The sequence below is a fragment of the Streptomyces sp. UG1 genome (assembly GCF_049974585.1).
Taxonomy (GTDB): Bacteria; Actinomycetota; Actinomycetes; order Streptomycetales; family Streptomycetaceae; genus Streptomyces.
This window is the reverse complement of the sequence record NZ_JBNGGG010000001.1, coordinates 77,161-97,018: the sequence shown is the minus strand read 5'-3', so window position 1 is coordinate 97,018 and position 19,858 is coordinate 77,161. Positions and strand designations below refer to the sequence as shown.

Annotated in this window: 17 protein-coding genes, 1 pseudogene and 1 riboswitch; of the genes and pseudogenes, 11 read left to right on the top strand and 7 right to left on the bottom strand. The window is 71.5% G+C overall.

All coding sequences use genetic code 11. The features are described 5' to 3' along the window. Window positions 1–3: 3 nt before the first annotated feature. The 3 genes and pseudogenes from ACP4J3_RS00400 to ACP4J3_RS00390 all read right to left on the bottom strand — a co-directional run. Window positions 4–355 (bottom strand): annotated as a pseudogene (locus tag ACP4J3_RS00400) (ABC transporter substrate-binding protein); the annotation flags it as partial. A 15-nt stretch (window positions 356–370) separates the two neighbouring features. Beyond that, complete coding sequence (locus ACP4J3_RS00395; RefSeq protein WP_426529058.1) at window positions 371–1,738, bottom strand: metallophosphoesterase; 1,368 nt, start codon at window positions 1,736–1,738, stop codon at window positions 371–373. Between the two features lie 57 nt (window positions 1,739–1,795). Continuing rightward, on the bottom strand, window positions 1,796–2,035 hold the full coding sequence (locus tag ACP4J3_RS00390) for an SCO4848 family membrane protein (RefSeq protein ID WP_426529056.1): 240 nt from the start codon (window positions 2,033–2,035) through the stop codon (window positions 1,796–1,798). 91 nt (window positions 2,036–2,126) lie between these two features. On the opposite strand from ACP4J3_RS00390, the gene ACP4J3_RS00385 reads away from it, so the two are divergent. Then, window positions 2,127–3,407, top strand: coding sequence for a D-alanyl-D-alanine carboxypeptidase family protein (locus tag ACP4J3_RS00385; protein WP_426529054.1), 1,281 nt, complete (start codon window positions 2,127–2,129; stop codon window positions 3,405–3,407). Here ACP4J3_RS00385 and ACP4J3_RS00380 read toward each other — a convergent pair. Continuing rightward, window positions 3,355–4,365: a YihY/virulence factor BrkB family protein gene (locus ACP4J3_RS00380; RefSeq protein WP_426529052.1), complete on the bottom strand. Its 1,011-nt coding sequence runs from the start codon at window positions 4,363–4,365 to the stop codon at window positions 3,355–3,357. The genes ACP4J3_RS00385 and ACP4J3_RS00380 overlap by 53 nt on opposite strands. 179 nt (window positions 4,366–4,544) lie before the next feature. Here ACP4J3_RS00380 and ACP4J3_RS00375 point away from each other — a divergent pair, with 179 nt between their 5' ends. Continuing rightward, on the top strand, window positions 4,545–5,906 hold the full coding sequence (locus ACP4J3_RS00375) for an FAD-binding protein (RefSeq protein WP_426529050.1): 1,362 nt from the start codon (window positions 4,545–4,547) through the stop codon (window positions 5,904–5,906). 30 nt (window positions 5,907–5,936) lie between these two features. Continuing rightward, on the top strand, window positions 5,937–6,692 hold the full coding sequence (locus ACP4J3_RS00370) for a decaprenylphospho-beta-D-erythro-pentofuranosid-2-ulose 2-reductase (protein WP_426529048.1): 756 nt from the start codon (window positions 5,937–5,939) through the stop codon (window positions 6,690–6,692). Window positions 6,693–6,699: 7 nt separating this feature from the next. Here ACP4J3_RS00370 and ACP4J3_RS00365 read toward each other — a convergent pair whose 3' ends face one another. Then, entirely contained in the window at window positions 6,700–7,278 is a 579-nt protein-coding gene (locus tag ACP4J3_RS00365; RefSeq protein ID WP_426529046.1) for a 2'-5' RNA ligase family protein, read from the bottom strand. A gap of 125 nt (window positions 7,279–7,403) precedes the next feature. After that, window positions 7,404–8,417, bottom strand: a complete 1,014-nt coding sequence (gene trpS, locus ACP4J3_RS00360; protein ID WP_426529044.1) for a tryptophan--tRNA ligase — start codon at window positions 8,415–8,417, stop codon at window positions 7,404–7,406. A gap of 131 nt (window positions 8,418–8,548) precedes the next feature. Here trpS and ACP4J3_RS00355 point away from each other — a divergent pair, with 131 nt between their 5' ends. The 4 genes from ACP4J3_RS00355 to ACP4J3_RS00340 all read left to right on the top strand — a co-directional run bounded on the left by ACP4J3_RS00355 (window position 8,549) and on the right by ACP4J3_RS00340 (window position 11,714). Then, entirely contained in the window at window positions 8,549–9,109 is a 561-nt protein-coding gene (locus ACP4J3_RS00355) for an RNA polymerase sigma factor (RefSeq protein ID WP_426529042.1), read from the top strand. Further along, a complete protein-coding gene (locus ACP4J3_RS00350; RefSeq protein WP_426529040.1) occupies window positions 9,102–10,091 on the top strand; it encodes a hypothetical protein in 990 nt (329 codons plus the stop codon). Before ACP4J3_RS00355 ends, ACP4J3_RS00350 begins: the two co-directional genes overlap by 8 nt. Window positions 10,092–10,272: 181 nt before the next feature. Beyond that, the gene (locus ACP4J3_RS00345; protein ID WP_426529038.1) at window positions 10,273–10,977 is read left to right on the top strand and encodes a hypothetical protein; all 705 of its coding nucleotides are present in this window, start codon (window positions 10,273–10,275) and stop codon (window positions 10,975–10,977) included. After that, window positions 10,974–11,714 (top strand): hypothetical protein, encoded by a 741-nt coding sequence (locus ACP4J3_RS00340; protein WP_426529036.1) that lies wholly within the window; start codon window positions 10,974–10,976, stop codon window positions 11,712–11,714. The genes ACP4J3_RS00345 and ACP4J3_RS00340 overlap by 4 nt, the downstream gene beginning before the upstream one ends. Before the next feature lie 25 nt (window positions 11,715–11,739). Here ACP4J3_RS00340 and ACP4J3_RS00335 read toward each other — a convergent pair whose 3' ends face one another. Continuing rightward, window positions 11,740–13,188, bottom strand: coding sequence for a glycine hydroxymethyltransferase (locus ACP4J3_RS00335; RefSeq protein WP_426529034.1), 1,449 nt, complete (start codon window positions 13,186–13,188; stop codon window positions 11,740–11,742). A 31-nt stretch (window positions 13,189–13,219) separates the two neighbouring features. After that, window positions 13,220–13,316, bottom strand: a riboswitch (ZMP/ZTP riboswitch). Window positions 13,317–13,478: 162 nt separating this feature from the next. On the opposite strand from ACP4J3_RS00335, the gene rocD reads away from it, so the two are divergent. The 4 genes from rocD to ACP4J3_RS00315 all read left to right on the top strand — a co-directional run bounded on the left by rocD (window position 13,479) and on the right by ACP4J3_RS00315 (window position 19,831). Beyond that, a complete protein-coding gene (gene rocD / locus ACP4J3_RS00330) occupies window positions 13,479–14,693 on the top strand; it encodes an ornithine--oxo-acid transaminase (RefSeq protein WP_426529032.1) in 1,215 nt (404 codons plus the stop codon). Between the two features lie 373 nt (window positions 14,694–15,066). Continuing rightward, window positions 15,067–15,645, top strand: a complete 579-nt coding sequence (locus ACP4J3_RS00325) for an antibiotic biosynthesis monooxygenase (protein ID WP_426529030.1) — start codon at window positions 15,067–15,069, stop codon at window positions 15,643–15,645. A gap of 29 nt (window positions 15,646–15,674) precedes the next feature. Next, on the top strand, window positions 15,675–18,194 hold the full coding sequence (pabB, locus tag ACP4J3_RS00320; RefSeq protein WP_426529028.1) for an aminodeoxychorismate synthase component I: 2,520 nt from the start codon (window positions 15,675–15,677) through the stop codon (window positions 18,192–18,194). Further along, window positions 18,191–19,831 (top strand): benzoate-CoA ligase family protein, encoded by a 1,641-nt coding sequence (locus ACP4J3_RS00315; RefSeq protein WP_426529026.1) that lies wholly within the window; start codon window positions 18,191–18,193, stop codon window positions 19,829–19,831. The genes pabB and ACP4J3_RS00315 overlap by 4 nt, the downstream gene beginning before the upstream one ends. Window positions 19,832–19,858 lie beyond the last annotated feature (27 nt).

Sequence of the window (19,858 nt, the reverse complement as noted above, 5' to 3'; positions counted from 1 at the left end):
GAGTCAGATAAGGGTGAGGCGCCAGAGGCGGAAGACACCGGTGCCGTGGGAGAGGTACTGGCCGCCGCCGACCTTCTCGCTGGTGACGACGTACTCCTTGGCCTGCCACAGCGGGATCACGGGGACGTCGCGGGCGACGGCCTCCTGCAGCGAGCGGAAGTCCTTCGTCGCCCTCGCCGCGTTCGGCGTAACGCTGGCTGGACGTGATCAGCCGGTCCACCGACTTTCCGCTGTATCCGGTGTTCATGGTGGCGCCCGTCCCGACCAGCGGGCCGCCGCAGGTGTCCGGGTCGGGGAAGTCGGCGACCCGGCCGACCGCGTACGCGTCGAGCCTGCCGCCGGCCCAGCGCCTTTTGTTGGGGTGGCGCCCTCAGGCCTGACGGGACGCCAGCTCGATCACCGTGATGTCCGACTCCGCGCCCACGCGCGTGGGTGGGCCCCAGGCGCCCGCGCCCCGGCTGACGTAGAGCTGGGTGTCGCCGTACCGCTCCAGGCCGGCCACGGTGGGGTTCGCCAGTTCGGCGACGAGGTTGCCGGGCCAGAGCTGGCCGCCGTGGGTGTGGCCGGAGAGCTGGAGGTCGACGCCGTGGTCGACGGCGTCGTGGATCTGGACCGGCTGGTGGGCGAGGAGCACGCTCGCGCGCGTTCTGTCCCGGTCGCCGAGGGCCTTGGCGTAGTCGGGGCCCTGGCCCTCGCCCTCGCCCGAGACGTCGTTGACGCCGGCCAGGTCGAAGTGGGGCAGTTCGGTGCGGGCGTTCTCCAGCGGGCGCAGACCCAGTCGGCGCACCTCCTCGATCCACTGCTCGGCCCCCGAGAAGTACTCGTGGTTGCCGGTGACGAAGAACGCCCCATGTCTCGCCCGGAGTTGCGCGAGCGGGGCCACCGCCGGACCCAGGTCCTTCACGCTGCCGTCCACCAGGTCGCCGACGACCGCGATGAGGTCGGGCTGGGTGCCGTTGATGGTGTCGACGACCCTCTGCGCGAAGCCGCGGCCCAGGACCGGGCCCAGGTGGATGTCGCTGACGACCGCGATCCGGTAACCGTGCGCCGCGCGCGGGAGCTTGGCGAGCGGGACGGTGACCCGCTTCACCTTGGGGCCGCGCAGCACGCCGTAGGTGCCGTATCCGACGGTGCCGACGGCGGCCGCGGCGGCGGCACCGCCGACGACCCGGGAGACGAAGAGGCGGCGGGAGGGGTTGGCGAGGGGGCGGTCGGGAGCTGTGGGGTCCGGGGCCGCCGGAGTCATCGTCGACGTCGGGGCCGCCGGAGTCATCGTCGACGTCGGGGCCGCGCCGGACGCGGGCGTGTGCGGCTGCGACGGTGACTGGCCCTCGGCCGGCTCGGTGACCGCCGATGTGGTCGTCGTCACTCCCGCAGGAGCCAGCTCCGGCTCCGGTACGGCCTCCTGCGCGCGTGCCCGCCGTTCGAGCCACCGCCGCAGCAGGGGCCGTACGAACTCACCGGCCAGCAAGGCCAGCAGCAGGTACAGCGACAGGGCCAGCCACAGGAAGCCCGGCCAGGCCAGGACCTGCTGGAGCCAGAAGGGCGCGCCGGTGCGCTCGGCCACCAGGGCACCGATCATCAGCGCCCAGCCACCGGCGATCACCACCGCGCCGGCGCGGCGCACGAACCCGGGGGCGCGGGTCGTGTCGCGGAACAGCCGCCGCCACATCCACCAGTTGCCCGTCACCAGGACGGACACCACCAGCAGCGCGACAAGCACGAAGACGATGACCACGCCGACGTTCCCTTTCCCTTGCGTGACGAGTGAACGTCCCGGTTCCTGGCCGAGTTCCTATGACGTGCGGCGCAGTGCGCGTACTCCGCGCAACCCAATGACCCCGACGACCGTCCCCAATACGAAGGAGACGACGGCGAGCAGCAGGTGCACCCAGAAGTACGCCGTGGGCCGGCCGTCGTCGAACGCGAGCCCGCTGCTGTCCTTGATCAGGTTTTTGACGAAAGTGACCCAGATGACCCAGCTCCACACCCCGAAGGCGAGCAGGAACCAGGAGACCGGGCGGCTGAGCTTCATGGAGTCAGTATCGCCTTCGCGTGTCCGGTTCTCCCGGCGGGGTGGGGGCCGAAGCGGGACTTCGGTGGCAACGGCATGTACGTTCTCCGTCGTGCCCGCACCCAAGAGGACCACCAGGCGAGCCCTGCTGGTCACTTCCGCCGTCGTGTCGTCCCTCGCGCTGACCGCGCCCGTCTCCTACGCGGCCCCCAAACCGTCACCGAGCACGAGCCCGTCGGCCACTCCCCCGGCGAACATGTCGACCGTGGGCGGCGAGCGGCTGGGGCAGCCCGGCACTCAGGTGAATCTCGCCGGCGGCGTCCCCGTGCTGCCCAAGGACCTGACCGCGCGCTCCTGGATCGTGGCCGACGCCGAGTCCGGCGAGGTGCTCGCCGCGCACAACGCGCACTGGCGGCTGCCGCCCGCGAGCACCATGAAGATGCTGTTCGCCGACACGGTGCTGCCGAGGTTCCCGAAGACCATGAAGCACAAGGTCGTGCCGTCCGATCTGGCGGACGTCGGGTCCGGCTCCAGCGTGGTCGGGATAAAGGAGAACGAGACGTACACCGTCCGCGACCTGTGGCTCGGTGTCTTCCTCGCCTCCGGCAACGACGCCGTGCATGTGCTGTCCGCCATGAACGGCGGCGTCGCCAAGACGGTCGGCGAGATGAACGAACACGCCGAGGAGCTGCAGGCCCTCGACACGCACGTGGTCTCCCCCGACGGCTACGACGCCCCGCGCCAGGTCTCGTCGGCGTACGACCTCACCCTGATCGCCCGCTCCGGGCTGCAGAAGAAGGACTTCCGGGAGTACTGCTCGACCGTCACCGCGAAGTTCCCGGGCGCGACGAAGAAGAACACGAAGGGCAAGTCGGCTCGCGGGTCCTTCCAGATCCAGAACACCAACCGGCTGCTGCGCGGCGACTCCGACGTCCCCGTCTACCAGGGCATCGCCGGCGTCAAGAACGGCTACACCAGCAAGGCCGGCTACACCTTCACCGGAGTGGCCGAGCGGGACGGCAAGGTGCTGCTCGTGACGGTCATGGACCCGGAGAAGAAGGAGCACAACGAGGTCTACAAGGAGACCGCGCGGCTGTTCGACTGGGGCTTCCAGGCGGCCGGCAAGGTGCAGCCGGTGGGTGAGCTGGTGCCGCCGAAGAGCGCGGCGCAGGCCAGTGCCCAGCCGGGTGCGAACCCCTCCGGGGAGGAGGCCGGGGGCACCGGGGACTCCTCGCAGCCGGCGGTGGGCGCCTCGGCCGCGAGCGGTTCGAGCGGCATCGGGGTGGCGCTCGGGATCACGGGCGGGCTGCTGGTGCTGCTGGCGGCGGGCGCGTTCCTGATCAACCGCCGCTGGCCGCTGCCCGACCTGGTGCGGCGTCGGAGTCGTTCCTGACGGCGGGTCTACCGGGCGCGGCGGCTGCGCCTTCTGATGCGTCGACGGAGTCTTCGGGTTTGTCGGCGGAGTCCTCGGACTCGCCGGACTCGTCGGCGGCCTCGATCTCGTCCTTGCTCTGCGTCGCCGTCCACGCGGCGCAGAACACCACCAGTTTCGAGGTGAAGTTGATCCACAGCAGCAGGGCGACCGGCACACCGAACGCGCCGTACATGCTCTTCGTGGCCACGCCCTGCATATAGCCGCTGAGCAGAAGTTTCAGCAGTTCGAACCCGATCGCGCCGATCAGCGCGGCCACCATCAGCCGACGGCGTGGCGGCTCGACGCCGGGCAGCAGAGTCAGGACGTACAGCAGAAGCAGGAAAGCGGCGAGTACGGCCACGAGGAACGCGGCGATCCGCAGCAGGATCCCGCCCCAGCCGCCCTCGTCGATGCCCATCTGCCGGGTGATCCAGCCGATCAGGGCGGAGGCGACCGTGGAGGCCGCGATCGTCACGAGCAGGGCGCCGCCGAGGCCGACCAGGACGCCGGCGTCCTTGGCCTTGCGCAGGAGGGCGTTCTCCTCGGGGTCGGGCAGCTCCCACACGGCACGCAGGCACTCGCGCATGGAGCTGACCCAGCCGATGCCGGTGAACAGCAGCAGGGCGCCCGCGATGAGGCCTACGGTGCCGGCGTTCTCCACCAGGGCATTGATGTCGAGCTGGTCCGAGATGCCGGGGACCTGGTCGGCGAGCTTGTCCTCCAGCTTGTTCTGCTGCTCCTGGCTGAGCGTCGCCGCGGCGATCGCCGCGGCCACCGTGAGCAGCGGGAACAGCGCGATGAAACTGGTGAACGTCATCGCCGCGGCCAGTTGTGTCCACTTCACGCGGTCCATGCGCTCGTACGACCGCCACGCGTGCGTGGTCATCAGCCGGGTCACCGCGGACCCGACGACGGGGAGTCTTTTCAGCCAGTCCATGATCCGACTCTGCCCTCCGCGGGAAAGACCAATGTCCGAGTGCCCCGAAAGCGCAGGACCGTAGCCCGCGTTCTTGACTCGCTGCCCGCTTTTGTGCGACATCCCATTAATCACCCACTTTGGGTAGAGGTAGATGTTTCAGAAGTGATCGCCCGCATATGGACGCTACGGTCACCGACATGCCTGCCGACACCGTCTCCGTCTCTGTCTCGGGATGGGGCCGCACCGCCCCCACCAACGCCCTTCTGATCCGCCCCAGGACGTACGAGGAGGCCGTGACGGCCGTCCGGGGCTGCGGGGTCCGCGGGGGCATTCCGAGGGGCCTGGGGCGGGCGTACGGCGACGCGGCGCAGAACGCCGGGGGCACGGTGCTGGACATGACCGGCCTGGACCGGATCCACGCGATCGACGCCGACAGCGGCATCGTGCTGTGCGACGCGGGTGTCTCCCTGCACCGGCTGATCGAGGTGCTGCTCCCGCTCGGCTGGTTCGTGCCGGTGACGCCCGGCACCCGCCACGTGACGGTCGGCGGCGCGATCGGCGCGGACGTCCACGGCAGGAACCACCACGTCGCCGGGTCCTTCTCCCGCCACGTGCTGTCGCTGGAGCTCCTGACCGCCGACGGCGAGATCCACACCGTCGGCCGCGACACGCCCCTGTTCGACGCGACCACCGGCGGCATGGGGCTGACCGGCGTGATCCTCACCGCGACGATCCAGCTCCAGCCGGTGCAGACCTCGCTGATGACGGTCGACACGGAGCGCGCGCGGGACCTCGACGACGCAATGGCCCGCCTGGCCGCCGCCGACGACCACTACCGCTACTCGGTGGCCTGGATCGACCTGCTGGCGCGCGGCGCGGCGACCGGGCGCGCCGTCCTCACCCGCGGCGACCACGCGCCCATGGAGGCGCTGCGCAAGGGCACGCGCGCGCGTAGGGATCCGCTCGCCTTCCGCCCCTTCCGCCTGCCGGCCCCGCCCGCCTTCCTCCCGGACGGGCTGCTGGGCCGCCGCAGTGCGGTCTGGTTCAACGAGTTCCGGTACCGCAGGGCGCCACGCGCGCGTACCGGCGAACTCCGGAAGCTCGCCACGTTCTTCCACCCGCTGGACGGCGTGCCCCACTGGAACCGCATCCACGGCCGGGGCGGCTTCGTGCAGTACCAGTTCGCCGTCGGGCACGGCCAGGAGGAGACCCTGCGCCGGGTCGTGCGGCGCGTCTCCGAGCACCGCTGCCCGTCCTTCCTGGCCGCCCTCAAGCGCTTCGGCGACGCCGACCCCGGCTGGCTCTCCTTTCCGGTGCCCGGCTGGACGCTGACCCTGGACATCCCGGCCGCCCTGCCCGGCCTCGGCGCCTTCCTGGACGCGCTGGACGAGGACGTGGCCACGGCGGGCGGCCGCGTCTGCCTGGCCAAGGACTCCCGGCTGCGGCCCGAACTGCTCGCCGCGATGTACCCGCGCGTGGACGAGTTCCGCGCACTGCGCGCTCAGGTCGACCCGCGCGGGGTGTTCGTGTCGGACCTGGCCCGCCGCCTCTCCCTGTGACCACCCTCCACCACGCCCCTAGGAGTTGTCGTGAAGGACGCCTTCGGCATCCCCCAGTCCCTGCTCGTCCTCGGCGGTACGTCCGAGATCGCGCTGGCCACCGCCCGCCGCCTGATCGCGCGCCGCACCCGCACGGTCTGGCTCGCCGGCCGCCCGTCGCCCGCCCTGGAGCAGTCGGCGGCCGAGCTGCGCGCCCTGGGTGCCGACGTGCACACGGTGGCCTTCGACGCGCTCGACCCCGACTCCCACGAGACGGTGCTCGGCAAGGTCTTCGCGGACGGCGACATCGACATGGTGCTGCTCGCCTTCGGGATCCTCGGCGACCAGGCGCGCGACGAGCGCGAGCCGCTGAACGCGGTACGGGTCGCGCAGACCAACTACACGGGCGCCGTGTCCGCGGCCCTGGTCAGCGCCGGCGCACTCCAGTCCCAGGGCCACGGCTCGCTGGTCGTCCTCTCCTCGGTCGCCGGCGAGCGAGCGCGCCGGGCCAACTTCATCTACGGCTCCAGCAAGGCCGGCCTCGACACCTTCACCCAGGGCCTGGGCGACGCCCTGCACGGCACCGGCGTACACGTCATGGTCGTACGCCCCGGATTCGTCCGCTCGAAGATGACCGCGGACCTTCAGGAGGCTCCCCTCGCGACCACCCCGGAGGCCGTCGCGACGGCGATCGAGCTGGGCCTGCGGCGCCGCTCGGAGACGGTGTGGGTACCGGGCGCGCTCAGGCTGGTGATGGCGGCGCTGCGGCACGCGCCGCGCGGGCTGCTGCGTCGCCTGCCGGCCTGAAGCGCCTCTACGGCGTCGGGATCGACCCGCGCTCCACATGCCCCGCCTGCGGCGGCACCACCGACCTCCCGAAGGGGAAGTCGCGCAGCTTGCGCCACACGCCGTCGGCGCCCTGTTCGTAGAGGGCGAAGCCGGTGCAGGGCCAGCCGGCCTCGTAGTCGGCGAGTTCCTCGAACGCGCGGTCCATCGACTCCTCGTCGATGCCGTGGGCGACGGTGACATGCGGGTGGTACGGGAACTGCAGTTCGCGTGCGACGGGCCCGGAGGCGTCGCGGACCTGCTTCTGCAGCCAGGTGCAGGCCTCGGCGCCCTCGACGACCTGGACGAAGACGACCGGCGACAGCGGCCGGAAGGTCCCGGTGCCGGACAGCCGCATCGGGAAGGGGCGCCCGGCGGCCGCGACCTCGACCAGGTGCGCCTCGATCGCGGTCAGCAGCGAGGAGTCGACCTCGGTCGGCGGCAGCAGCGTGACATGCGTGGGGATGCCGTGAGCCGCGGCGTCGCCGAAGCCCGCGCGCCGCTCCTGGAGCAGGCTGCCGTGAGGCTCCGGGACCGCGATCGACACGCCGATCGTTACGGTCCCCACGTCGTCTCCTGTCGTCTGTTGGTGGGCGTGAGTGGCCGCCGTGGCAGCCACTCGGCTATCGACTGTACGGCCACGGCCGTGCTGCGGGCAGGCGCAACCGTAGTGATGTGCAGCGCTGAACGGGCTCAGTGCTTGGCGGGCAGGAAGCCCACCCGGTCGTACGCCTGGGAGAGCGTCTCCGCGGCGACGGCGCGCGCCTTCTCCGCCCCCTTGGCCAGGATCGAGTCCAGCGTCTCCGGATCGTCCAGATACTGCTGGGTGCGCTCCCGGAAGGGCGTCACGAACTCGACCATGACCTCGGCGAGGTCCGTCTTGAGCGCACCGTAGCCCTTGCCGTCGTAGCTCTGCTCCAGTTCCGCGATTCCCGTCCCCGTGAGGGTCGAGTAGATGGTGAGCAGGTTGCTGATGCCCGGCTTGTTCTCGGCGTCGTAGCGGATGACGGTGTCGGTGTCGGTGACGGCGCTCTTGACCTTCTTGGCGGTGGCCTTGGGCTCGTCGAGGAGGTTGATGAGGCCCTTCGGCGTGGACGCCGACTTGCTCATCTTGATCGACGGGTCCTGAAGGTCGTAGATCTTCGCCGTCTCCCTGAGGATGTACGGCTTCGGGACGGTGAAGGTCTGGCCGAACCTGCCGTTGAAACGCTCGGCGAGGTCACGGGTGAGCTCGATGTGCTGGCGCTGGTCCTCGCCGACCGGGACCTCGTTGGCCTGGTACAGCAGGATGTCCGCGACCTGGAGGATCGGGTAGGTGAAGAGCCCGACGGAGGCGCGGTCGGCCCCCTGCTTGGCGGACTTGTCCTTGAACTGGGTCATGCGGGAGGCCTCGCCGAAGCCGGTGAGGCAGTTCATGACCCAGGCGAGCTGGGCGTGCTCGGGGACGTGGCTCTGGACGAAGAGCGTGCAGCGCTCGGGGTCGAGTCCGGCCGCGAGGAGCTGGGCGGCGGCCAGGCGGGTGTTGGCGCGCAGCTCGGCCGGGTCCTGCGGGAGCGTGATCGCGTGCAGGTCGACGACCATGTAGAACGCGTCGTGGGACTCCTGGAGGGCAACCCACTGGCGGACGGCGCCGAGGTAGTTGCCGAGGTGGAACGAGCCTGCGGTGGGCTGGATTCCGGAGAGCACGCGGGGACGATCAGAGGCCATGTCCACCATTCTCTCAGGTCCTGGGGGCCGCTCCGGAACTGGGCGGAAACAGATGGGAACCGATCCGTCCCCGGCGGTGTAACAAGAGTGTGAGAACGCGGGAGGGGGGCCGCATCGTCGATGAGGCCGCGGTGATCGCACGCGTACGCGCCGGGGAGCCGGAGGCGTACGCGCTGCTGGTGCGGGCCCATACGGGCATCGCGCTCAGGGCGGCCGCGGCGCTCGGAGCGGGTGCGGACGCGGAGGACGTGGTGCAGCAGGCCTTCGTGAAGGCGTACTGCTCGCTGGGCCGGTTCAAGGACGGCGCGGCGTTCAAGCCATGGCTGCTGTCCATCGTGGCCAATGAGACGAGGAACACAGTGCGCACGGCGGCCCGCCAGCGCACGCTCGCCGGGCGCGAGGCGGCGTTCGTGGAGGCGGAGCCGCTGATACCGGAGTCGGCGGACCCGGCGGTGGCCGCGCTGGAGATAGAGCGCCGCGCCGCGCTCCAGGCCGCCCTGGACAAGCTCAGCGAGGAGCACCGCCTGGTCGTCACCTACCGCTATCTGCTGGAGATGGACGAGTCGGAGACGGCCCAGGCCCTGGGCTGGCCCCGGGGCACGGTGAAGTCCCGGCTGAACCGCGCACTGCGGAAGCTGGGGCGGCTGCTGCCGGATTTCGAGCCTCGGGAAGGGGGTGATGAGCATGGCTGACGCACGCGGGCCTGACGACGATGACGGCCGGGAGGCGCACGGGAGCGACGGACGGCGTGGGTACGGCCGTGAGGGCGCCGGTCGGCACAGGGGGCGCCCCGCCGGTGGACGTGCCGGTGATCACGGTCGGCAGGGCGACCCGGCACGGCTGCCCGAGGAGCTGCGGGCGCTCGGGCGCTCGCTGGACGCGCCGGACGCCGAGGACGGCGCCGAGACGATGGTCGAGCGGGTGCTGGCGCAGATACTCGCCGAGCAGACGGCGGTGCCGGTGGCCGAGCCGCCGGGTGCGGCCGAGCGGCTGCGGGCGGTGCGGCGCTGGGCGCGGGTGCGGTGGCGTTCGCTGACCGCGGCGCTGTGCGGCCTGCTGGCGGTGCTCGTGCTCACGCCTCCGGTGCGGGCGGCGGTCTTCGACTGGTTCGACTTCGCCGGGGTCGAGGTGCGGTACGACCCGTCGGCGGTGCCCTCACCCGGCGCCGAGGTCCCCGGCTGCGGTCACTCGATGTCGTTCGCCCAGGCCGAGCGCCGGGCGGGCTTCGAGCCGCTGGTCCCGAAGGAGCTGGGCACTCCGGACGCGGTGACCGTGACAGGTGAGCCTGGGGGACGGCTCATGGTGAGCCTGTGCTGGCGCGAGGACGGGCGCACGATACGGCTGGACGAGCGCCGGGCGAGACTGGACCTCGGCTTCTCCAAGGCCGTGCGCGAACCGCCGGAATGGCTCTCGCTGCGCCCCGACGGGCCGACCGGCACCGCGTCCGACACGGCCCTGTGGTTCGCCCGACCGCATCTGCTGACGTTCTGGCTGGTGGACGCGAGCGGGGAGCGCTACGCACGCGAGGAGCGGACGGCCGGTCCGACGCTGCTGTGGACGCACCGAGCCGAGGGCGAGGCCGTGGCGCTGCGGCTGGAAGGGGTGGCGTCGAAGGAGCGGGCGCTGGAGGTCGCGCGGTCGCTCGGCAGGCCGTCCGAAGAGCCCTCGAAATAAGTGCTTCGGAGTGGGAACCCAGTCGCGTCGAGCGGTGTACCAGAAGTGACAAGCGGCTCGGGGACGGGCCGCACGGGGATCGCTCGGGTTGGGGGTTCGGATGTCGGGACATGGGATCGGCCGCTTGCGGGACCGGTTGCGCAGGTGTGGGGGTGGTCGCAGGCGTCGGTGTCGTGAACTCATGGCGCTAACCCAGGGGTTGGCGGTGGCGCTCGCCCTGCTGCTGTGGGGAGCCGCGTCCCCCGCGTCGGCGGGAGGACCGACGAGCGTGCTCTTGGTCTCGCCGGAGAGCACGCAGACGGCCTCTCTGTACCGCTCCGACAAGGAGTACGAAGAGCTGGACCAGCTGCTCGGCGCACGGGGCAAGGGCACGCGTGACAAGCCGCCCGAGGCCAACCTGACGACAGCCCGCCAGATCAACGTCACCTGGATGGTCCATGACGTGATGCCCTGGCGCCTGGACCGGGTCTACCCGAGCCACGACGAGAAGGACGTCTGGATACACACGGCGGAGAACCTGGGCAACACGGCCAACGGCATCTGGCACCGCGCCGAACATCCGACCCGGCTTCGCGCCCTGCTCACCAAGCTGGGGCTGATGGGCAAGCCCTCCCCGGAAGGAAATAAGGGGATCGCCCCATCGGCGGGGGCGCCCGGGACGGACGAGGCAGCCGAGGGCACCGAGGCATCCCCGGCCCAGGCGGCGCCGGGATCAGAGCCGGGATCCGGGTCGGGGTCGGATGACGGCACCGACTGGTGGTGGGCCCTGCCGGGCGCGGCGGCCGGCGCCGTGCTGGCGCTGCTCCTGCGCCCCTTCGCCACCCGACTGCGGCTGGACCGTCTGCGGGGCGAGCCGGGGCCGAGGCAGGAGCTGCGGGACGTATGAGCGCCGACCCGGGAGGAAGGCTGCGGCGCACGCTGCTCGTGACGGTGGCGGTGGCGTCGGCGGCGCTGGCGAGCCTGTGGGGCACGGCGACGACTGCCGCGGCCGTCCCGGCGCAGGTACGGGACGTCCCCGACGTGGCCACGGTCATCGCCGGCGGCACAGGACGCACGGCGGCGATGCGCTCCGGCGAGACGGCGTTCGCCCGCCTCTGGCAGCTGTTGCAGCCGACGTATGTGGGGACGGAGCGGGTGCCGGAGGACTGGGATGAGGGGCGGTATCCGCCGATACGGATGACGGTGGTCTGGGGGCTGACGGGAGTCGGTGGCTGGCCGCAGACGAACCGGGCGCCGGGAGGAGATGTGGCCGTCCAGCGGCTGGACCAGCTCTTTGTGGCCGAGGACGGCACACCCTGGGTGCGCTCGGATCTCGCGCCGGACGTGGAGGACGACGACATCCGCTGGCACCGGGCCCCGCGCTCCGTCTTCGAGCGGCTGGATCTGGCCCGGCTGGTCGGTGGGTCGGAGGGCGAGGCCGACGTGGTCGCCGCGGGCACGGCGGCCGGGGACGGCTGGTCCGGGCCGGTGCCGGATGGTGCCGGATGGGGGTTGGCGGGGCTGGCCGTGGGGTTCGCGACCGGTGTGGGCGGCACTCTGCTGATACGCCGCGCGGCGGACCGGCAGGGAGCCGGACCGCCGCGGGAGGGGCCACGTCAGGAGTTGATCGACCTGGACCTGTGAGGCCGTCGGCGCAGCGCCATGGGCGTCAGCCCAGGTCGACCTCCGGGTACAGCGGGAAGCCGGCCACGAGGTCGGTGGCGCGGTGGGAGATCTCGTCGGCGATCTTCGGGTCGAGGACGTGAGCGGCCTTGGACGGGGCGCCCGACTTGGTCGTGCCCGGCTCGGTGGTGGTCAGGACGCGGTCGATGAGGGCGGCGACCTCGTCCATCTCGGCGGTGCCCAGGCCCCGGGTGGTCAGGGCGGGGGTGCCGATGCGGATGCCGGAGGTGTACCAGGCGCCGTTGGGGTCGGCCGGGATGGCGTTGCGGTTGGTGACGATGCCGGATTCGAGGAGCGCGGCCTCGGCCTGACGGCCGGTGAGGCCGTAGGAGGAGGCGACGTCGATCAGGTTGAGGTGGTTGTCGGTGCCGCCGGTCACCAGGGTGGCGCCGCGGCGCATCAGGCCCTCGGCCAGGGCGCGGGAGTTGTCGACGATGCGCTGGGCGTAGTCCTGGAAGGCGGGCCGGCGGGCCTCGGCCAGGGCGACGGCCTTGGCGGCCATGACATGCGGGAGCGGGCCGCCGAGGACCATCGGGCAGCCGCGGTCGACCTGGTCCTTGAGGGAGTCGTCGCACAGGACCATGCCGCCGCGCGGGCCGCGCAGCGACTTGTGGGTGGTGGTGGTGACGATCTGGGCGTGCGGGACCGGGTCGAAGTCGCCGGTGAGGACCTTGCCGGCGACGAGACCCGCGAAGTGGGCCATGTCGACCATGAGCGTGGCGCCGACCTCGTCGGCGATCTCGCGCATGATCCGGAAGTTCACGAGACGGGGGTAGGCGGAGTAGCCGGCGACGATGATCAGCGGCTTGAACTCGCGGGCGGAGACACGCAGCGCCTCGTAGTCGATCAGGCCCGTGGCGGGGTCGGTGCCGTAGGAGCGCTGGTCGAACATCTTGCCGGAGATGTTCGGGCGGAAGCCGTGGGTGAGGTGGCCGCCGGCGTCCAGGGACATGCCGAGCATGCGCTGGTTGCCGAAGGCGCGGCGCAGTTCGGCCCAGTCGGCCTCGGAGAGTTCGTTGACCTGGCGGACGCCGGCCTTCTCCAGGGCGGGGGCCTCGACGCGCTGGGCGAGGACGGCCCAGAAGGCGACGAGGTTGGCGTCGATGCCGGAGTGCGGCTGGACGTAGGCGTGGCGGGCGCCGAAGAGCTCCTTGGCGTGCTCGGCGGCGAGGGACTCGACGGTGTCGACGTTGCGACAGCCGGCGTAGAAGCGGCGGCCGACGGTGCCCTCGGCGTACTTGTCGCTGAACCAGTTGCCCATCGCCAGGAGGGTGGCCGGGGAGGCGTAGTTCTCGGAGGCGATCAGTTTGAGCATCTCGCGCTGGTCGGCGACCTCCTGGCCGATGGCGTCGGCCACGCGCGGCTCGACGGCGCGGATCACGTCGAGGGCGGAACGGAAGGCGGTGGACTCGGTGGAGAGGGGCTCGGCTGACATGGGGACCTCCGGACGTCGTGTGCAGCGTTCACGGTACGGCCCAGGCGCACGGCACTCGGTCTGGACTTGGCCCAGGGGCCGCTCCCCGATGGTTGGTCCATCCCAGCGCGCCAGTCACGGCCCGCCGATCAGCCTACCGGGCGCGCCGGTGAGCGATGGTCCCGCGTCCACCATGCGAGCAACGATAGGAAGGGGCCGCACAGCACTCGCAAGGCAGGAACTGGACAGTGGCCGCGAGCCTCGTGACTGCCGGGACACGAGCCCTCGCGGTGGCGGAAACGGAGAGCCCCGTGGGTACGTCGAGCACCAACGAATCCCTGATCGCCGCGATCGACGCGCACAGCGCGCACAACTACCAGCCGCTGCCGGTCGTGGTGGCGACGGCCGACGGGGCCTGGATGACGGATGTGGAGGGGCGGCGGTATCTGGATCTGCTGGCCGGGTATTCGGCGCTGAACTTCGGGCACCGCAACCGGCGGATCCTGGACGCGGCGAAGGCGCAGCTCGAGCGGGTGACGCTGACGTCGCGGGCGTTTCATCACGACCGGTTCGCGGCGTTCTGCGCGCAGCTCGCCGAGCTGTGCGGGATGGAGATGGTGCTGCCGATGAACACGGGGGCGGAGGCGGTGGAGACGGCCGTGAAGACCGCCCGGAAGTGGGGGTACCGCGTCAAGGGCGTGCCGGCGGAGATGGCGAAGATCGTGGTGGCGGGCAACAACTTCCACGGCCGTACGACGACGATCATCAGCTTCTCCACCGACCCGGAGGCGCGGGCGGACTTCGGGCCGTACACGCCGGGATTCGCGATCGTGCCGTACGGGGATCTGACGGCGATGCGGGAGGCGCTGACGGAGAACACCGTGGCCGTGCTGCTGGAGCCGGTCCAGGGTGAGGCGGGGGTGGTGGTCCCCCCGGCGGGCTATCTGCCGGCGGTACGGGAGCTGACGCGGGAGCGGAACGTGCTGTTCGTGGCGGACGAGGTCCAGTCGGGGCTGGGGCGTACGGGGCGCACCTTCGCGTGCGAGCACGAGGGTGTGGTGCCGGACATGTACGTCCTGGGGAAGGCGCTCGGGGGCGGGATCGTGCCGGTGTCGGCGGTGGTGTCGTCGGCCGAGGTGCTCGGGGTGTTCCGGCCCGGGGAGCACGGGTCGACGTTCGGTGGGAATCCGCTGGCGTGTGCGGTGGCGCTGGAGGTGATCGCGATGCTGCGGACGGGCGAGTTCCAGGAGCGGGCGGCGGAGCTGGGCGCGCATCTGCACCGGGAGCTGGGGCAGTTGGCGGGGACCGGGCGGGTGACGGAGGTGCGGGGGCGGGGGCTGTGGGCCGGGGTGGACATCGCCCGGGGGCATGGCACGGGGCGGGAGGTGTCCGAGCAGTTGATGGAGCGGGGGGTGCTGGTGAAGGACACACATGGGGCGACGATCCGTATCGCGCCGCCCTTGGTGATCGGGAAGGAGGATCTGGACTGGGGGCTGGCCCAGTTGCGGGGCGTGCTCGGGGTGTGAGCCGGCCACCGGGGCACGCCGTCGGCCCCGACGCGCCTTCGGCGGACGGCCGTCAAAGGATCACATGCGGCAGGAAGCGTGCCCTCGCGGCCCAGCAGGGTTCCCTCGTGGGATAGCGGGTGAGCGCCGTGCTCGAGTGCAGCCGACGCCGGGTGGTAAATCGAGTGGGCGGTGACTTCTTTTTGCACGGAGCGGAATACCGAGTCTGAGCATTTTCCAAGCCTTTCGGCAAGCGCTTCACGGAGCCTCGTAAGAATCACGTAATAACTTACCGCAAGTACCGTCAGAAAACTGACCAAGAGGTTTGTTTCGGACACTCGAAAATCTTGGTTCAACCTTGAACGCGCGAGGTTCCCTTTCCGTATTCGACTACGTGACCAGTAATCCCGTCACTATCACCGTGGCCTTTCACGTGGTGCCGGGTCGCGAGGACGAGTTCCATTCCTGGGGGTGGGCCCTGCTGGGCGCGAGCGCCCGGGAACCGGGGTTCATGGGGGGTGGCGTACTCGTCGGCGGAGAGGCGGAGTGGCATGTGATCTATCGTTTCGCCAGCGAGGGTGCTGCGCTGGCCTGGGAGAACTCGACCGCTCGGGCACAGTTGGACACCCGGGCCGAGGTGTTCGCCCGGGTGACGGAACGCCGGAGGGTGCGCGGCTCCAAGATGTGGCTCGACCGGCAGACGGCCACGCCCGCGCCGCCGGCTCCGCCGTCCAAGTGGAAGTTGTGGTTTGTGAATATGAGCGCGGTTTTCCCGCCGGTGCTCTTGTTCAATCTGACCATTCTCCCCTATCTGGACGGCCTCAATGCACTCTTCCGCACACTGCTGCTGTGTCTGTGTGTGACGGCTCTTGTCACCTGGATTCTCATGCCGCGCCTTCAGCGCTTCTTCCGGAAATGGCTGTATCCACCGCTCCAGGCGCTCCGCGGACGGCACAAGCGACGGACCGCGTAGGTCCGAGATCGATCGAAGGAGGTGGGCGGGTGAAGACCCTGCTCATCGACAATTACGACTCGTATACGTACAACCTGTTCCAACTGATCGCCGAGGTCAACGGTGAGGAGCCGGTGGTGATCCTGAACGACGCCCCGGCCGACGCGATTCCGGATCTTGCGGATCCCGGCAATTTCGACAATGTGGTGGTGTCGCCGGGTCCGGGCCACCCGGGCACCTCGCGCGACTTCGGCATCAGCGCCAGGCTGCTCGCCGCGTCCCCGCTTCCCGTGCTCGGCGTCTGCCTGGGCCACCAGGGCATCGCCCTCGGGGAAGAGGGCCGCATCGAGCCCGCCCCGCAGCCCCGGCACGGGCATCTGTCCACGGTGCGGCACGACGGGCGGGACCTGTTCCAGGGGCTGCCGCAGCAGTTCACCGCGGTCCGCTACCACTCGCTGGCCGTGCGCGAGCCGCTGCCCGAGACGCTTCAGGCCACCGCCTGGGCCGAGGACGGCGTCCTGATGGGGCTGCGGCACCGGGACAGGCCCCTGTGGGGGGTGCAGTTCCATCCCGAGTCCGTCCTGACGGAGTACGGCCACCGCATCCTCGTGAACTTCCGCAACCTCACGGCCGAGCGGGCCCGCAAGCCCCGTACGAAGAACACCGCGGTGCCCGCGTCGGCGGCGGCCGCATCGCCGGCGCCGGTCGCGCCCACGCGGCGGAGCCGCACCTTGATACCGCCCCGTCCCCGGACCGCCGGCCTCCCCCACTGCCTCAAGGGCGCGGGAGGTGCCCCCATCGCCTACCGGCTGCACACCCGCCGCATCGCCGGCGCGGTCGACACGGAGGCCGCCTTCACCCGGCTGTACGGTGCCTCGCCGCGCGCGTTCTGGCTGGACAGTTCGCTGGTCGAGGAGGGGCGGTCCCGGTTCTCGTTCCTCGGCGACGACAGCGGGCCGCTCGCCGAGTTCGTACGGTACGACGTCGACACCGGCCGCTGTGAGATCGAGCGGGCCGGGCGGCCCCCGCGCAAGGTCGCGGCCAGCGTCTTCGACTACCTCAAACGGCAACTGGCGAACCGTCACGTCGATGCCACGGGGCTGCCCTTCGACTTCACCGGCGGCTACGTCGGCTACTTCGGCTACGAGACGAAGGCCGACTGCGGCTCGCCGAACCGCCACCGGGCCAGGACCCCGGACGCCTGCTGGCTGTTCGCCGACCGGCTGATCGCGGTGGACCACCAGGAGGGCTTCACCTACGCCGTCTGCCTGGCGGAGAACACCCCGCAGGCAGCCAGGGAAGCCGCGGACTGGCTGGAGAGCACGCTCGCCCATCTGACCTTCGTCGCCACCGAGCGGCCGCCGCTGCCCGTGCCGGGCGAGACGGACCCCGAGGCGGCCGAGCCGTGGCTGGTCCGCGACCGGGCGACGTACCTCGCGGACATCGAGTCCTGTCAGAGGGAGCTGCGAGCGGGCACCAGTTACGAGGTTTGCCTGACCAACGCCGCCCGGTTACCAGCCCCGTCCGACGCGTACGACTTCTACCGGGTGCTGCGCCGCGTCAACCCGGCGCCGTACGCGGCCTTCCTGCGGTTCGGGGACCTCGACGTGGCCGGGTCCTCCCCCGAGCGGTTCCTGCGGATCACCCGGGACGGTGTCGCCGAGGCCCGCCCCATCAAGGGCACCGCGCCGCGCGGCGAGGGCGCGGAGGAGGACGCACGGCTGCGGGACGCGCTGGCGGCGGACGCCAAGACGCGCGCCGAGAACCTGATGATCGTCGATCTGCTCCGCAACGACCTGGGCCGGGTCTGCCGGACCGGGACGGTGCGGGTCTCCAAGCTGATGGCGACCGAGACGTACGCCACCGTGCACCAGCTCGTCTCCACCGTGGAGGGCCGGCTGCGCGAGGACACGGACGCGCTGGACTGTGTACGCGCCTGCTTCCCCGGCGGCTCGATGACCGGCGCGCCGAAGCTGCGCACCCTGGAGATCATCGACGCCCTGGAGACCGAGGCCCGTGGTGTGTACTCCGGCGCCCTCGGCTATCTGGGGTGCAGCGGTGGCGCGGACCTCAACATCGTCATCCGTACGGCCGTTCTCGCCGACGGAGAGCTGCACCTGGGCGCCGGCGGGGCGATCGTCCTCGACTCCGACCCGGTCGCCGAGTACGACGAGATGCTGCTGAAGACGGCGGCCCAGATGCGGGCCCTGCGGGAGCACACCGGGACGGGGGCAGGGGTGCCCGGGGAGCAAGCGGAGGCGGTTCCGGCACAACTGGGAGCGGGCCGGGAGAGGGAGGCCGCGGTGGCCCGGGGCGGGGCGCGTCAGATGCCCCGGAAGGCGGGGGTGGGGGCGGGATCGGGAGCGGGAGCAGGGGCGGCTGCGGTCGGCCGCCGGGCTCCCGTCCGGGGGCCGGCGTGGAGCGGCGACCACCGCGAGCCCGCCGTCGTGCCCGCCGCGGGGCCGGTAGCGGCCGGCGGCCGCCGAACCCCGGCCCAGGAACCGGCACACACCAACGCCCACCGCGAGTCCACCACCGTTCCGGCCGTCGCGGAGGAGGGCACCCGATGAGGACCGAACAGACCGCGCAGACCCGGCAGACCGCCCCGCACTCGCCCACCACCACGCCAGCCGAGTCAACCCCGCGGCCGCCCACGACCACGCCCACCATCACCCCCCACCCCACCCCATCCCCAACCGACGCCAAACCCCCCGGCAACCTCGCCGCCCACCTCACCGACCTCGCGAAGCGGCGCGGCTGGAGCGACCGGGCCGCCTTTCACCAGGGGCATCAGGTGTGGAGCCATGGTGAGGTGCACGATCTCGCGGCCCGTGCGGCCACGGTGTTCGCGGAGCACGGGGTGCGGCCCGGGGACCGTGTGCTGCTCGCGCTGCCCGATGGCGTCGCCTGGGTGGCCGCCTTCCTCGGCGTCGCCCGTCTCGGTGCCGTCGCGGTCCTGGTCAACCCCGAACTCCCGGCCGCCGACCACGCGTTCATGACCCAGGACACCGGGGCGGTGCTGTGTGTGACGGGACCCGGGCTCGAGGAGTCAGAGGAGACCGTGGACCGGTTCGCGCGGCGGCAGCGGCTCGGTGCCGATCAGCTCGTCGCGCTCACCTCGGCCGCCGAACCGGCCCCCGCCCACCCGGTCGACGCGCACACCCCCCTGTACGTGCAGTACACCTCCGGCACCACGGGCCGCCCCAAGGGGGTCGTGCACACGCACGGAGACCCGAAGACGTACTACGACCTCATCGGCCGGCGGCTGCTGCGGATCACCGAGGACGACGTCACCCTGTCTGTGTCGAAGCTGTACTTCGCGTACGGCTTCGGCAACGCCTTCGTCTTCCCCCTCTTCTCCGGCTCCTCCGCCGTCCTGGTGGCCCGGCGCCCCACCCCGTCCGCCGTCGACGAACTCGTCGCCCGGCATCGGGTGACCCTGCTCTACTCCGTGCCGTCCGCGTACGCCGCCCTGGTGACCGACCGGGGCAGCGGACACGAGGCCTGCTTCGCCTCCGTGCGCGCCGCGGTGTCGGCCGGTGAGGGCATGCCGGACCGGCTCGGCGGCCAGGTCACCGAGCTGCTGGGAGCGCCCGTGCTGGAGCAGATCGGCTCCACCGAGGCCGGGCACGCCTTCTGCGCCAACGGCTTCGAGCACAACCGCCCGGGCACCGTCGGCCGCCCCGTACCCGGCTTCGAGGTCGAGCTGCGGGACCGGGCCGGGCACCCGGTGCCGGACGGGGAGGAGGGCGAGATGTGGGTGCGCGGGCCGACGGTGACGTCCGGCTATCTGAACCGGCCCGAGGAGACCGAACGCACGCTGGTCGGCGGCTGGCTGGCCACGCGTGACCGGGCGCTCCGCGAACCGGACGGCACCTACCGGCACCTGGGCCGCGCCGACGACATGGAGATGGTCGGCGGCATCACCGTCTCCCCGCTGGAGGTGGAGGCCGTACTGCGCACCCATCCGGCGGTCAAGGAGGTCGCGGTCGCCGCCGTCACCGACGGGCACGGGGCGAGCCGGCTGCGCGCCTTCGTCGTCCCCCTCACCCCGGCACCGGCCTGCCTGGAGACCGACCTCCTCGGGCTCGCCCGCGAACACCTCGCCGCCTTCAAGGTCCCCCGCGGCGTCAGCCTCGTTTCGTCCCTGCCCCGCACCCCGACCGGAAAGCTCCGCCGCCACCTGGTCCGCCAAGGCGCGTGGTGACCATGCCGAACACGCAAGGCGTGACAG

Bases quoted from the DNA above. Each gene is read 5' to 3' on its own strand.
- ACP4J3_RS00345 (WP_426529038.1), top strand. From the start codon at position 10,273: ATGGCGCTAACCCAGGGGTTGGCGGTGGCGCTCGCCCTGCTGCTGTGG.
- trpS (WP_426529044.1), bottom strand. From the start codon at position 8,417: ATGGCCTCTGATCGTCCCCGCGTGCTCTCCGGAATCCAGCCCACCGCA.
- ACP4J3_RS00390 (WP_426529056.1), bottom strand. From the start codon at position 2,035: ATGAAGCTCAGCCGCCCGGTCTCCTGGTTCCTGCTCGCCTTCGGGGTG.
- ACP4J3_RS00315 (WP_426529026.1), top strand. From the start codon at position 18,191: ATGAGGACCGAACAGACCGCGCAGACCCGGCAGACCGCCCCGCACTCG.
- ACP4J3_RS00375 (WP_426529050.1), top strand. From the start codon at position 4,545: ATGCCTGCCGACACCGTCTCCGTCTCTGTCTCGGGATGGGGCCGCACC.
- ACP4J3_RS00350 (WP_426529040.1), top strand. From the start codon at position 9,102: ATGGCTGACGCACGCGGGCCTGACGACGATGACGGCCGGGAGGCGCAC.
- ACP4J3_RS00380 (WP_426529052.1), bottom strand. From the start codon at position 4,365: ATGGACTGGCTGAAAAGACTCCCCGTCGTCGGGTCCGCGGTGACCCGG.
- ACP4J3_RS00340 (WP_426529036.1), top strand. From the start codon at position 10,974: ATGAGCGCCGACCCGGGAGGAAGGCTGCGGCGCACGCTGCTCGTGACG.
- ACP4J3_RS00335 (WP_426529034.1), bottom strand. From the start codon at position 13,188: ATGTCAGCCGAGCCCCTCTCCACCGAGTCCACCGCCTTCCGTTCCGCC.